The following is a 12,601-nucleotide window of genomic DNA, read 5'->3' on the forward strand; positions in this document are numbered from 1 at the left end:
AAAGCCCTGCATGCCCTGCTTCATAAAGAAGGGGCCGTAGATGGGTGAATTGAACGCAATGGGGACGGAAAAGGCTGCAGCGAGAACGAGCGTGGAAATCCATACGGCCTTGTCTCTTAGGATTAGTTTGAGAAGAAGTCGACAGTACATTTGGAAGCACCTACGTTCCTCAAAGAATTGTTAGATTAAAAGTAACAGACCGGATGAAGATGCGTAAGATGGGGGCGAGGCGAATGGCTGAACGGTATCGATACGCGGGTTCAACGGTATTATATTGACCACATAGATTTTTAACTTGCATTTCTACCCGCCCTTTTCGTAGAGTCGCCGATACGTGCTTAGCGCACCCTCGGCGCGTCCGGCAGGCTTTGCGAAATGGGATCCAGGAGACTTCGGCGCAGCATCATCTTGCGGAATGCTTCTAATGAGCCTCCCATCCTTCAAAAACAGAATCTCATCGCACAGCCTATCGACCGAATCCAAGATGTGGGATGACATGATGATGCACGTACCAGAATCGGCCAGCTTCCTGAGAATCTCGGAATGCAAGTCCACCCTGCTGGGGTCGAGCGCGTTCATGGGCTCATCTAATAGAAGGTACCGCGCGCCCGTCGCATACGCAATCGTCAGGGTAAGCTGCTGCTTCATGCCCTGGCTCAGAGTGCGGATCCTCATCTTCGCGAACTCGCCTATCTGCGTTTGTTCCACTATCTCTTCGATATCGCGAGCATGCGGCCACATATCGCAAACCATCTTGAGGTGATCTTCCGCACGCAATCCGGGATACAGCAGCGTCCCCTCACCAGGTGCATAGAAGATCATAGAACGGACCTCTCTCGCACCCGTACCCCGCACCTCATCCAGAACGATGCTCCCGTCCACGCGAGGACCCGGCAAACCTGCCATCGCACGCAGCAACGTCGTCTTTCCATGCCCGTTCGGAGCGACGAGACCGTAGACCGTACCCGGGGCAAACTCAGCGTTCACCGAATCTACGAGCACCTTCTTTCCATAAGAGATCGTCAGCGTTTGAAGGTCAATCATCGAGATCATCCCCTTTCGATCTTTGGAACACTCAGGCGCACCATCAACGGAGATACGGCGCCCAAGACCACCAGCAGAGCGCCCGATGCGCCGACGACCTCTCCAAAAGGCATCGCGTTCGTCCCTCGCCCAAGGAACCCAATCGTCCCCACCTGGGAAGCGGGATCAAACGAGGCGAATGGAGCCAGCAGCGCGACGCCCATGCCCACGCTTTCAACATGAGCGCTCAACGAACCCAACACCAAGAGAACCGCGCAAACCACCCCGGTGACAACGGGGTTGCGGCTAATCGCTGCTGTCAACGCAGCGACGACGGAAATCACGCCGTATGCCATGACCAGCAACGGAATACTGCACAACACCGCCTCCCCCACCATGGACGTTGTCGAAGCTCCCGCCCGAATGAGAGCGACGGGATACTCCGATCCACCCGCACCGTTCTTAATCAAGGACACAACCGCAGCGGGAACCATCGACACCAAAAGCAGCGCCAAGCCAAGCAGGAGAGACAGCGCAACAGCCGTCAGAAAACGCACATGCGCTGTTGCGGGGACTTGGAAAACCAGAAGGGAACGGCACCGCAGGTAGGTGCACGCAAGCGATGTGACAACCACGGGCAACAGCCAAAACAAGGAAGGAAGCGCTGCCTGGAGATAGGAAAGGAGGATTAATGGGGGCATCTTCGTACTTAACTCGTAAACCTTGGGGTCCGGCAAGCTCGCGATCGACTCGAGCAGAAGGGCGCGCGCCTCCGCACGAGAAGGAGTCTCCGGCTCGATTCCGATCGATTGCAGGAGGGTCGCATCTGCCGCGCCCAGCTCGCCTCGAGCGCGCTCGTACGTCGCAAGGCTTCGAAACCCCTCCGCAGGCGTGGGCGCGTACACGAAACCCGAAAGAGCATCTCGCATGCCTTCCAGGGCCGCTTTGCCCTCGACGTCCATATTCGCAGCGTCCTGCTCTAGATACCGATCTATTGAACGGAGCTCCCCATCCCTATACCGAACAGCGGAAACGTCACCAGCGTCAGGAAACACCTCGACCAGAGCCGGGGCCAGCATCGCCGTCGACATTGCAATCGCGCATACGGCGAGGGCAGGAGAATGCAGGAGCAGCTTCCCCATCGTTCTTACGTATGCAACGGCGGAGGCACAAGCGCTCGAACGGGCTGTCGTTCTCGATGCGGTGAAGGAACCTCTCTCAAGACAAATCGGAGATATCGGGCGCGCGCAGCCGCTCTTTCCAGCAACGCAAAGCAGGCTAATTGCCAGCACCTCGATCCCGATTGCGCATACGAGGGTAATCGCGCCACGCTCGAAGCAAAGTCCAGGCAGATTCACTATCTGCGTTGTCGGGTACGGGCTATAGGCGCCGACGGTCAACTCAGTGTTCGCATACGTAAGGGGATTCAACAGGGCGAACTCACGTAAAGCGATGGATCTTCCGTAATACCCGGGAACCATCGTCGCCCCCATCAGGGCACATACGAACACGATTCCAAGCGTAGGGTTATTGGCAATCTTCACGGCAAGGTGAACGACGAGCGAGATGAACGCCGCCACCAAGAATTGCAAAATGGCCGTCTGTGCGAACACCAGCCAAGCCGGTTTGATAACCGGAGTCGCATATTGAACGTAGCCTATCGGATAGAACAGCGAGCCCGGGCCATTCTTCACAAGTGCGGCGATTATCCCTGGAAGATTGACGGCGAAGACGGCAAGCATCGCAAAAACACTCGCCCATACGCTCGATGCAACAAGCCTGCCCAGCTCACCCATCGGTGCCTGGATGATGAGTTTTTCACGTTTGTTAAGACGCGCGGCAAGGAACGAGACGGCAACGGCCGTTGCGGCCCATAGCAAGTACTCCTTCGATCCGTCATAAAAGGAGTACGCTCCATCCGATACCTGCAGAAACGGAAGCAGAGGAGAGAGCGGCGCCAAGACAAGACGCCCCGCGGCAAGAGGGTACAGAAGCGCGGGCATGCTTGATGAAGAGGTATAGACGCCCTCCTCCCCCGCATTCACAAGCGCATCCGCATAGGATGCTGACAATTCCTGCTCAACACGGGTTATTCCCGACTCGAGGTATTCAACCCGTCCGTCGATGCCAGCCGCGCTCCTGAAGACGGGCAAAGCACAAAGAACCATCAACGCAACAACGGCAACACAGAGCGACCTGGAGGAGAGGAGCGACCTAAAGATTGCCTTCGAGATTTTGAGCATACGTATCACCAGCTCGTTTCAACACGATTCAGCTCGATGCGCGGGGTTACGATTGCAGCATTCTGTGATTACTTGCCGGCAAAATCAATTTAACATAAACTGTTAAAAAGTAACCTGAGTTTTTTAAATTCTTCGGAGGTTATTATGAGTTCCGACAATCGCACTCCCCGGCTTCATTCCTTCCGCATCGCATGTGCGATAGCCTCTGCGGCCCTTTGCGCCACCGCCATCGCACAAGTGGCGTTCTCCTTAAAGCCAGCAATCGAAGTGCTCGACAACCCTGTAATTGCAGACTCCCCCGCGTATCCAGCCCTTGCGATCTCGACATTGGCCCCTGCCGTCATCGGTATCGCCACGACCGTCCTCAGCGCCGTTCTCGTGTGGACGATCAAGAGCGGAGACCCCTTCAAGAAAGGGTCTGCGACATGCTTGAAGGTGCTCGGCATTCTCTTCGTTGTTCAAGCTGCCACCAGCCTCTACGCCGGCTCACTCAAAACCTCCGTTTCGATGTTTGGCGGCGAGGGGGCCGTCGGCGCCCAAGAGATCGCTTCATCATTCGATTGGACCTCTCTGGTTCTCGGCATCGTCCTGTTCATGCTTTCCCAGCTCTTCTTGTACGCCCGAGAGCTGTACCTCGACTCCGACGAGATTGCGTAAGGAAACGCCATGCCCGTAATTGTTCGCCTCGACAAGATCATGGCCGAGCGAAAGATTTCCTCGAACGAGCTTGCCGAAAGGATTGGAACCACGCCCGTGAACCTGTCCCGTATTAAAAAAGGGCATATTCGCGGCATTCGCTTCAACACACTCGAGCAGCTATGCCTCGCCCTTCGTTGCCAACCCGGAGACCTTCTCGAAGTCATGAGCAAAGAGGATGCCCGAAAGGAGTTCGGACTCGATTGGTCCGCCGAGGATTAGAGGGCGGTCGTACTCGCCCTGCACACGGGGATGCGAATCGGCGAGGTCTGCGGCCTTCGGTGGTGCGATGTGGATTTCGAGACGGGCCTGATCTCGATCAGGCACTCGGTGGCGTACGCGAAGGGAATGGGTTCGTTCATCAAGGACACCAAGACCCATGACGCCAGGGGTATCCCCATCGACCCGGTCGGCCTACTCCCCTTCCTGAAGGAGACCCACGAGATCGACTGCGGAAAGCTGCGCTTGCGCGGCCTTACCGGGGCGGTCGAGATCGGGGACTGCTACATCCTGTCGGAGCCGGGCGCGACCTTCGCGACGACAAGCTATATCCGCAGGGCGTTCAAGACGTTCTCGGAGACCAACGGCCTCATGGGCACCAACGACGAGCTGATCACGTTCCACGGCCTTCGCCACACGTTCGCAACGCAGTGGATCCGCCAAGGCGGCGATATCAAGGCGCTCCAATCGATCCTCGGCCACAAGGACGCCATGGCGACGCTCAACGTCTACGCCGACATCGAGCCCATCTCCAAAATCCATAACATGCTGCGCGCCACGCCGTGCCTTTGGCGCGGGCACCTCGGGCCGAGGGTCGATCCGGGTCCCATGTTCCAACAGAGGATCCAGGAGTCCATCGAGACGCTCCAGGCGTTCGGCTACGGCATCACCGAGCCGGACGACCGAAATATCGCCATACGCGACGTGAAGATGAACAGTTGGCTCTAGCTCACCGAGTACGCGGCAGTGCTGGGCCCATCCCAACTGAGGTCACGGTGGTCCGATAGGGGCGCCGCCCGCGGCATGCGCCGCGGAGCGGTATCCCCTACCGAAGGGCGGGGATGCCCTCCGCTTCCAGTTCGGAATCAGCCGTCGGAGGCGTTCGGCTGACTGCGGGAACGGCCTGTCCGCTCAATGTGTTCGGCTGAGATCGGAAATCAACCCAACACGAGCCGGACACGCGCCAGACGGCTCTTCCCCGTACGGCCTTCCCCCTTACGCTCATGTTGCAGGCATGTAACGCCGCAGCGAGCGCGCCTTTTTTGCGCCAGACAGGTACAATGATGAACACTGTACCGTAGCGGAGCGCCCCGCGCGCGCCGCAACCACGCGAAAGGGTTTCCCATGGCCGAGATCTCGTCCTCCCGTATCGTCATCACCGTCCTTGGCAAGAACCGCCCCGGCATCGTCGCCGGCGTCACCCGCGTTCTGGGCGAGGCCAACGTCGACATCCGCGACATCACGCAGTCCATTATCGAGGACATCTTCACCATGACCATGCTGGCCGACACCGCCGAGTCCAAGCTCGACTTCGCCGAGCTGCAGAAGGCCCTGGCCGAGGCCGGCGAGCTTTCGGGCGTCAACGTGTCCATCCAGCGCGAGGACGTCTTTAACTTTATGTACCGCCTGTAGCGAACAAGCCGCTCGGGGCAGCTTGACGTCATATCGTCCAAGCGCGCGGCCCCAAAGCGGACCGGAGAGGAGCGCGCATGGCCTACGACGCCAAGAAAATCTACTACCGCTTCGACGATCACCTGAGCCGCCTGGTTCTGGATTACGAGGCGAGCCGTCAGATTTCGCCCGAAAGCGAAAACCTCTACCACGGCCTGCCGACCGCCCCGTACGACGAGGGCCTGTTCGTAGAGCATAACGTCAAGCGCGGCCTGCGCAATGCCGATGGCTCGGGCGTGGTCGCGGGCCTTACCCGCATCTCGGACGTGCACGGCTACAACAAGGTCGACGGCAAAGTCGTGCCCGACCAGGGCAAGCTTACGCTGCGCGGCTACAGCATCGAGGACCTGGTCAACAACGCCCAGGCCGAGAATCGCTATGGCTACGAAGAGGTCGCCTACCTGCTCATCACGGGCTCGCTGCCCAACAAAGAGGAGCTCGACGGTTTTTGCGGACGTCTGGGCGCTTTTAGGCACCTGAGCGATGAGTACGTCAAAGAGTTCCCCATGACCACGGTGTCGTCGAGCATCATGAATGTGCTTCAGCGCGCCGTGCTGCTGCTCTACGCCTTCGACGCCGAGCCCGACGCCATTACGCCCGAGCACGAAATCGACGTCGCCATCTCCATGCTCGCCCGTCTCCCCCGCATCGCCGCCTTCGCGCATATGGCCTCGGTCGCCAAGCGCCGCGGCTCCGAGGTTCATGTACCGCACCCCACACCCGGTCTCTCCACCGCCGAGACCATCCTGCAGGTGTTGCGCGGCGGCATGGCATTCACCCGCGACGAAGCCATGCTGCTCGACGTGATGCTCATGCTGCATGCCGAACACGGAGGCGGCAACAACTCCACGTTTGCCTGCCGCGTGCTGTCCTCCTCGGCCACCGACCCGTATTCCGCCTACGCCGCGGCTATCGGCTCACTCAAGGGCCCGCGCCACGGCGGCGCCAACGCCAAGGTCGTGTCCATGCACGAGGACATCCGTGCGCACGTCTCCAATTGGGAGGACGAGGACGAGGTCGCAGCCTACCTGGGCAAGATCCTCGACAAGCAGGCCTTCGACGGCACGGGTCTCATCTACGGTATGGGCCACGCCGTCTACACGCTGAGCGACCCGCGCGCCGAGGTCTGCCGCCGTTACGCGCGCACGCTTGCCGCCAAGAAGGACCTGGGCGAGGAGTTCGCGCTCATCGAGCGCATCGAGCGCCTGGCACCGCAGGTGATGCGCGACCACGGCATGACCAAGCCCATCTGTGCCAACATCGACCTGTACACGGGCTTTATCTACAAGATGCTCGGCGTACCCGAGACGCTTTTTACGCCGCTATTCGCCGTCGCCCGCATGGCCGGCTGGTCGGCACACCGCATGGAAGAGCTCTTCTGCGCGCACCGCATTATTCGCCCCGCGTATCGCCCGGTTATCGAGCCGCTGGAGTACAAGCCGCTCGCCGATCGCTAGGACGCGGACCGTTATAGAACCCGAGCGTGGCCAGGGCATCATCGCCCTCGGCCACGCTTTTTATGCCAGCAGAAAGGGCTGCATCAAATGATTGTGTTTTCCGATATGGATGGAACGCTGTTGACGAGCGATAAGCAGATGAGCGATGCCACCTGGGCGATGCTCGACGAGCTCGCTCGACGCGGGATTGAATTTGTGCCCTGCACGGGACGTCCGCTGTCGGGCATCTTTGAGCCCATCCTCGCCCATACCGCCGTGCACTATGCCGTTTGCGCCAATGGCGCCAGCGTCTGGCAGCTCGACGACGATGTGCCCACCGACGCCTCGCGCGCCACGTGCATCTTGAGCCGTCCGCTCGATTGCGGCATTGCCCATCGCATCCATCGCATCGCCGCCGGCCATGACGTCACCTTCGATATCTTCGCGGACGGGCAGTGCTTCCTCCCCCGCTCGCTCTACACGCGCCTGGACGAATTCTGCGGCGGCGACCCCCACATCGCGGCTTCGCTCAAGCGCACACGAACACCGATCGACATGGATATCGACAACAAGATCGACGAGGTCGAGACACTCGAACGCATCGCCATGTACTGGCACGACCCAGCCGATCGCGACGCCATCGCGGCGGAGCTCGACACGCTCGGAGGCATTGAGGTCACGCGTTCGTACGCCATGAATATCGAGGTCATGGGCGAGGGAGCCACCAAGGGAACGGCACTCACGTGGCTGTGCGAGCACCTGGGCGAGCGTCTCGCCGACGCCTGGGCGTTCGGCGACAACATCAACGACATCCCCATGCTGCAGGCAGCGGGCCACGGTATGGCCATGATCAACGCCGAGCCCGAGGACCGCGAGGCCGCCGACGCCATCACCGAATACGACAACGACCACGACGGCGTCGCCCGCGCCATCATGACCGCCCTCGCCTAGTCATTGGGGACGTTCTTAGTCATTGGGTGTTCTTAAATGACTAGTCGTTGGGGACACTCTTCGCGAAAAAGCTGCAAGGACTGTCCCCGGCTGCCGGCAGAAAAGGAACGTCCCTAACTGCCGGATTAGGCGAGGCTCTCCAGAACACGGCGAAGTTCCTGCTGGACGGCGTGGTCGCGGTTGCAGCCCACGACGCGATCGGCAACCGCTTTGAGCGCGGGGCGCGCGTTTTCCATCGCACAGCCCGTGCCGACAAAGCGAATGATCTCGTAGTCGTTCATCGAGTCGCCAAACGCCATGATCTCGTCGCGTCCAATGCCGTAATGCTCCGCAAGCTGTGCGATGCCCGAGGCCTTCGACACACCGGGCTGCATGGCATCGATCCATGCGTTGCCCGAGGGCGCAAAGGTAAAGAGCTGACCGAGTTCTCGCTGTAGCACGTACGCACTGTCCATAACGGCACAGTCATCGCAAAAGATACTCGCCTTGATGATATTTACGCTGGGATCGGGCAGTTCCCAAATGCGCTCGGCATTGGGAAGGTCCTTATCGACCTCGCGTACGAACTTGCACTCGTCATCGAGCAAGAAGGATTTGGTTCGGTCAAAGAGCGCAAGATGCAGATTGGGAAACGTCGCGACAGCCTGGGCGAGCCTTCGAATCGCCAGGTGCGAATACACCTCACGGTCTACCATTTTGCCGTCGGCGTAGACCTGGGCACCGTTAGCGGCGACAAAGTCCATCTTGTCGCGAACGGGCGCAAAGAACTCGCACAGGCGATCGTAGCGACGACCTGACGATGCGGCGAAATGCACGCCATGCTCGTGTAGCGCCAGAATCAGTTCGTAGGTCTCGGGAGGCACCTGGCTGTTTTCGTCAAGCAACGTGCCGTCCATATCGGATGCAATCAGTTTAAACATAGAAAAGCTCCCTTCGGGCTTGTTGGAATCGAACGTGTATCCAATTCCAACGTACCCAAAGGGAGCTCAGGTAAGACTCCGCGGGCGCAAACGTTACAAGGACCTGGCAAATAGCTCACGCGCACCAGGGGTCCCACATTCGCAGCGCCAGGCAACACGTCAAAGAGTGTCGCAGGCGACTAGACGTTTAAGAACGTCCCCGATGACTAGTCGGCGTAGGTGAAGGTTGTGACGTCGAACATGCCCTCGGGGCGGATGCGGAGCGTCGGGATAACCGGCAGGGGCAGGAAGATGATGCCCATGATGGGGTCGAGCGGCGGCTCGATGCCCATGGCGCGCGCCTTGACCATAAAGTCGTCGTGCTGCGCGGCGACATCCTCGGCCGTGCCTTCGCTCATCAGACCGCCGAGCGCCAGCGGAATGCGCGCCACGACCTCGCCGTTGCGCACCAGCACGTGACCACCCTGGCCCACAGCCTCAACAGCAGCCATCATATCGGCAGCGTTATCACCCACGACGCACACGTTGTGCGAGTCGTGGCCGATCGTGGAGGCAATGGCGCCACCGGTGATGGTGAAGCCACGCACCCAGCCGCGACCGATATGCTTGCCGACAAGGCCCAGGCCCGCAGGACCATCACCGTCGGCGCCCTCGGCCTGCAGCGACACACCGCGGCCGTGGCGCTCGATCAGCATAATGCGACGCAGGCCCTCGGCGCTCTCGGGGCGAGCCATACCCGTGATGGCCTTACCCGGCACCACGTCAATCACGGCCTCGCCCGGCTTAAAGGCATAGTCGAATACGTCGAGCGAAAGCTTCGGCAGCTTAACGGACGCGCGCAGCTCGTCGGCAAGGGCTGCGACCTCGGCCATCTCGGGTGCGATCTCGCCCACAAAGGTGCCGTCCTGCGCCACCAGAGCACCGGCGGCGTATACGCGATGCGGAGCCGTGGTGAACGTCAGGTCATTGAGCACCAGCAGGTCGGCACGCTTGCCCGGGGCGATGGCGCCACGCAGTTCGTGCGGGTCGCGGCAGCCGTGATCCAGGCCAAACGCCTCAGCCGTGGAAAGGGACGCCATGGAGATAGCGACCACCGGGTCGATACCGGCCTCAATCGCCACGCGGCAGGCGTTGTCGATCATGCCGGACGCAAGCGCATCGGAAGGAGCGCGGTCGTCGGTCGCAAAGCAGCAACGGCGGGCACGGGCAGGATTCTCCAGCAGCATCGGCGACAGGGTGGGCAGGTCATGGCTGCACGTACCCTCGCGCAGCATCACATACATGCCGCGAGACAGCTTGTCGAGTGCCTCCTCGGGAATCGTCGACTCATGGTCAGCGATAATACCTGCTGCGGCATAGGCGTTGATGTCCTTGCCGGCAACGAGCGGCGCGTGACCGTCAACCTGCTTGGACGGCGTCTGGTTGGCAGCGTCGATTCGAGCGCAGGTCTCGGGATCGGCCATAAAGACGCCCGGCAGGTTCATCATCTCGCCCAGGCCAAAGACATCGCCCGGATGCTCGGCAAAAAACGCCTGCATGTCAGCGGCGGTAATCACAGCGCCTGCTTGCTCATCGGGCAGCGCGGGCACGCACGAGGGCATCATGTACTTGATGGAAATGGGCGCGCGACGGCCGTCCTCGATCATAAAGCGCAGGCCGTCCAGGCCGGAAACGTTGGCGATCTCGTGGCTGTCGGCAATGGCAGTGGTGGTACCGCGCGTCGCCGCCATGCGCGCATACTCGGCAGGGCGGATGTTCGAAGACTCGATATGCAAGTGTCCGTCAATAAAACCGGGGGCAAGATAGCGGCCCTGGCAATCGATGACCTCGGCAGCCTCATACGTACCGGCGGCATCGTCGCGACCATCGTAGAGCACACCGACGATCACGCCATCCTTGACGGCAACGCTACCGGGCGCCACGCGCTGGCCGTACACATCGACAATCTGTGCGTTGGCAAACAGCGTGTCAACGGGCACACGACCCTCGGCGGCCTCGATCACAGATCTCATGACCTCAACGGACATACATACTCCTTTAACCGTAGAAAAAAGCTGCGGAGCGGACAGGCCTTCACCGCAGCAAACCAATAGCCATTGTATGCCCAAAAGGAGGCCGCCGATAACACCCCTTCCGCTTAACGGCACACGCCGCTTGGCGCAATGGGGGGGGCTGCCGCTGAGCACCAATACAAGGAGTGTCCCAAAGTGCCAACAACGGGAGCGCCGATGTTTTGGCAACCACAGCGAGCGGGCCGCATTTGAGACAAGGTGACGTGAAACGAAAGGGCGCTGACCTTCTGGTCGCGCCCTTGAAGTTGAACGTCAGATTGTCCAAATGCGGCCCGCGCAGCGTCGGCCGGTCCGCCGTTCGGTAGAACGGCGGAACTAAATCAACTTAAAGCCCTTGCGCTTGCCTACGGAGAGGGTGTCGCCCAGCTTGAGGGCGCTGGGATCGATGTTATAGCTCTTGGGAGCCACCGCCTTGCCGTTGATCTTGACGCCGCCACCGTCAATGTCGCGACGGGCCTGGCCGGCGCTCGCCGAAAGGCCCAGGTCCTTAAGCAGGCCGGCGAGGTAGATCTGGCCCTCGTCGTTGACGGTCAGCTCAACGTGCTTCTCGGGGAAGTCGGCAAGCTGGCCCTCCTTGAACACGCGGTCGAACTCGGCCTGAGCCTCGTCGCCGGCACCGACGCCGTGGTAGGTGTCGCACAGGTCGCGACCCAGAGCGCGCTTGAGCTCGTAGGGGTCGGCAGAACCATCGGCCAGGGCAGCGTCGATCTTGTCGACCTCGGCCGGGGTGAGCGAGCTCGCCAGGCGGTAGTACTTGCCGATCATCTCGTCGGGGATGGACATGGTCTTGCCGAACATATCCTTGGGAGCGTCGGTCAGGCCGATGTAGTTGCCGTATGACTTGGACATCTTGCGCACGCCGTCGGTACCCTCGAGCAGCGGCATGGTGAGCGCGATCTGCGGCTCCATGCCCATCTTCTCCATGAGCTCACGGCCAGCGAGCAGGTTGAAGAGCTGATCGGTGCCGCCCATCTCCACGTCGGCCTTGATCTGCACGGAGTCGAAAGCCTGCATCACGGGATACAGGAACTCATGCAGGGCGATCGGCGTCTGAGACTGGTAGCGCTTGGTAAAGTCGTCGCGCTCAAGAATGCGGGCGACGGTGAACTTGGAGCACACCTGCAGCAGGCCGGCCAGGTCCATCGAAAGGATCCAGTCGCCGTTGTGCACGATGGTGGTCTTCTCGGGATCCAGGATCTTCATGGCCTGGCTCACGTAGGTCTCGGCATTGGCCTCAATCTGCTCCTGCGAAAGCTGCGGACGGGTGGAATTCTTGCCCGAAGGGTCGCCGATCAGCGCGGTGCCGTTGCCGATGATGAGGGTGACGTTGTGGCCCAGGTCCTGGAACTGACGCATCTTGCGCAGGGGCACGGCGTGGCCCAGGTGCAGGTCGGGGCTGGTGGGATCGACGCCGAGCTTGATGTTGAGGGGCTCGCCCTTCTCAAGCTTCTTGCGAAGGTCGGCCTCGGGAACGATCTGCGCGGCGCCCGAGGTGATGATACGCATTTGCTCGTCAACAGACAGCATTGGGTATCCTCCTTTTTCTATAGCACCCTCGCCGAAAACGGCGGTGCTGGAAGTCCATAAAC

The 12,601-nt window shown here is 60.5% G+C and carries 11 protein-coding genes; 6 read left to right on the forward strand and 5 right to left on the reverse strand.

Annotated features, from left to right (window positions below; genetic code table 11):
- Window positions 1-303 precede the first annotated feature (303 nt).
- Complete coding sequence (locus PGW49_RS02145) at window positions 304-1,044, reverse strand: ABC transporter ATP-binding protein (RefSeq protein ID WP_270225345.1); 741 nt, start codon at window positions 1,042-1,044, stop codon at window positions 304-306.
- A gap of 5 nt (window positions 1,045-1,049) precedes the next feature.
- The gene (locus PGW49_RS02150; RefSeq protein ID WP_270225347.1) at window positions 1,050-3,266 is read right to left on the reverse strand and encodes a hypothetical protein; all 2,217 of its coding nucleotides are present in this window, start codon (window positions 3,264-3,266) and stop codon (window positions 1,050-1,052) included.
- A gap of 144 nt (window positions 3,267-3,410) precedes the next feature.
- Between PGW49_RS02150 and PGW49_RS02155 the strand changes: the two genes are divergently transcribed.
- The 6 genes from PGW49_RS02155 (at window position 3,411) to PGW49_RS02180 (ending at window position 8,020) form a co-directional block, all read left to right on the forward strand.
- Window positions 3,411-3,923, forward strand: a complete 513-nt coding sequence (locus PGW49_RS02155) for a DUF2975 domain-containing protein (RefSeq protein ID WP_161145218.1) — start codon at window positions 3,411-3,413, stop codon at window positions 3,921-3,923.
- A 9-nt stretch (window positions 3,924-3,932) separates the two neighbouring features.
- Window positions 3,933-4,184, forward strand: coding sequence for a helix-turn-helix domain-containing protein (locus PGW49_RS02160; protein WP_161145219.1), 252 nt, complete (start codon window positions 3,933-3,935; stop codon window positions 4,182-4,184).
- Window positions 4,185-4,202: 18 nt separating this feature from the next.
- Complete coding sequence (locus PGW49_RS02165; protein ID WP_270225426.1) at window positions 4,203-4,910, forward strand: site-specific integrase; 708 nt, start codon at window positions 4,203-4,205, stop codon at window positions 4,908-4,910.
- A gap of 396 nt (window positions 4,911-5,306) precedes the next feature.
- Entirely contained in the window at window positions 5,307-5,594 is a 288-nt protein-coding gene (locus PGW49_RS02170) for an ACT domain-containing protein (RefSeq protein WP_006235289.1), read from the forward strand.
- A gap of 77 nt (window positions 5,595-5,671) precedes the next feature.
- Entirely contained in the window at window positions 5,672-7,090 is a 1,419-nt protein-coding gene (locus PGW49_RS02175; RefSeq protein ID WP_148331859.1) for a citrate synthase, read from the forward strand.
- Between the two features lie 87 nt (window positions 7,091-7,177).
- On the forward strand, window positions 7,178-8,020 hold the full coding sequence (locus PGW49_RS02180) for a Cof-type HAD-IIB family hydrolase (protein WP_161145220.1): 843 nt from the start codon (window positions 7,178-7,180) through the stop codon (window positions 8,018-8,020).
- 125 nt (window positions 8,021-8,145) lie between these two features.
- On the opposite strand, the gene PGW49_RS02185 is transcribed toward PGW49_RS02180, so the two are convergent.
- The 3 genes from PGW49_RS02185 to tyrS all read right to left on the reverse strand — a co-directional run bounded on the left by PGW49_RS02185 (window position 8,146) and on the right by tyrS (window position 12,539).
- Window positions 8,146-8,940, reverse strand: coding sequence for a Cof-type HAD-IIB family hydrolase (locus PGW49_RS02185; RefSeq protein WP_161145221.1), 795 nt, complete (start codon window positions 8,938-8,940; stop codon window positions 8,146-8,148).
- Between the two features lie 206 nt (window positions 8,941-9,146).
- Window positions 9,147-10,967 carry an adenine deaminase gene (locus tag PGW49_RS02190; RefSeq protein ID WP_270225357.1) on the reverse strand — a complete coding sequence of 607 codons (1,821 nt, stop codon included), beginning with the start codon at window positions 10,965-10,967 and terminating at the stop codon, window positions 9,147-9,149.
- Window positions 10,968-11,327: 360 nt separating this feature from the next.
- A complete protein-coding gene (tyrS, locus tag PGW49_RS02195; protein ID WP_195232213.1) occupies window positions 11,328-12,539 on the reverse strand; it encodes a tyrosine--tRNA ligase in 1,212 nt (403 codons plus the stop codon).
- Window positions 12,540-12,601: the final 62 nt, after the last annotated feature.

The organism is Collinsella aerofaciens (assembly GCF_027679495.1).
In the GTDB taxonomy this organism is placed as follows: Bacteria; Actinomycetota; Coriobacteriia; order Coriobacteriales; family Coriobacteriaceae; genus Collinsella; species Collinsella aerofaciens_AK.

Excerpts from the sequence above, each read along its gene's own strand:
- PGW49_RS02145 (WP_270225345.1), bottom strand. The coding sequence starts at position 1,044 with ATGATTGACCTTCAAACGCTGACGATCTCTTATGGAAAGAAGGTGCTC.
- PGW49_RS02150 (WP_270225347.1), bottom strand. The coding sequence starts at position 3,266 with ATGCTCAAAATCTCGAAGGCAATCTTTAGGTCGCTCCTCTCCTCCAGG.
- PGW49_RS02155 (WP_161145218.1), top strand. The coding sequence starts at position 3,411 with ATGAGTTCCGACAATCGCACTCCCCGGCTTCATTCCTTCCGCATCGCA.
- PGW49_RS02160 (WP_161145219.1), top strand. The coding sequence starts at position 3,933 with ATGCCCGTAATTGTTCGCCTCGACAAGATCATGGCCGAGCGAAAGATT.
- PGW49_RS02170 (WP_006235289.1), top strand. The coding sequence starts at position 5,307 with ATGGCCGAGATCTCGTCCTCCCGTATCGTCATCACCGTCCTTGGCAAG.
- PGW49_RS02175 (WP_148331859.1), top strand. The coding sequence starts at position 5,672 with ATGGCCTACGACGCCAAGAAAATCTACTACCGCTTCGACGATCACCTG.
- PGW49_RS02180 (WP_161145220.1), top strand. The coding sequence starts at position 7,178 with ATGATTGTGTTTTCCGATATGGATGGAACGCTGTTGACGAGCGATAAG.
- PGW49_RS02185 (WP_161145221.1), bottom strand. The coding sequence starts at position 8,940 with ATGTTTAAACTGATTGCATCCGATATGGACGGCACGTTGCTTGACGAA.
- PGW49_RS02190 (WP_270225357.1), bottom strand. The coding sequence starts at position 10,967 with ATGTCCGTTGAGGTCATGAGATCTGTGATCGAGGCCGCCGAGGGTCGT.
- tyrS (WP_195232213.1), bottom strand. The coding sequence starts at position 12,539 with ATGCTGTCTGTTGACGAGCAAATGCGTATCATCACCTCGGGCGCCGCG.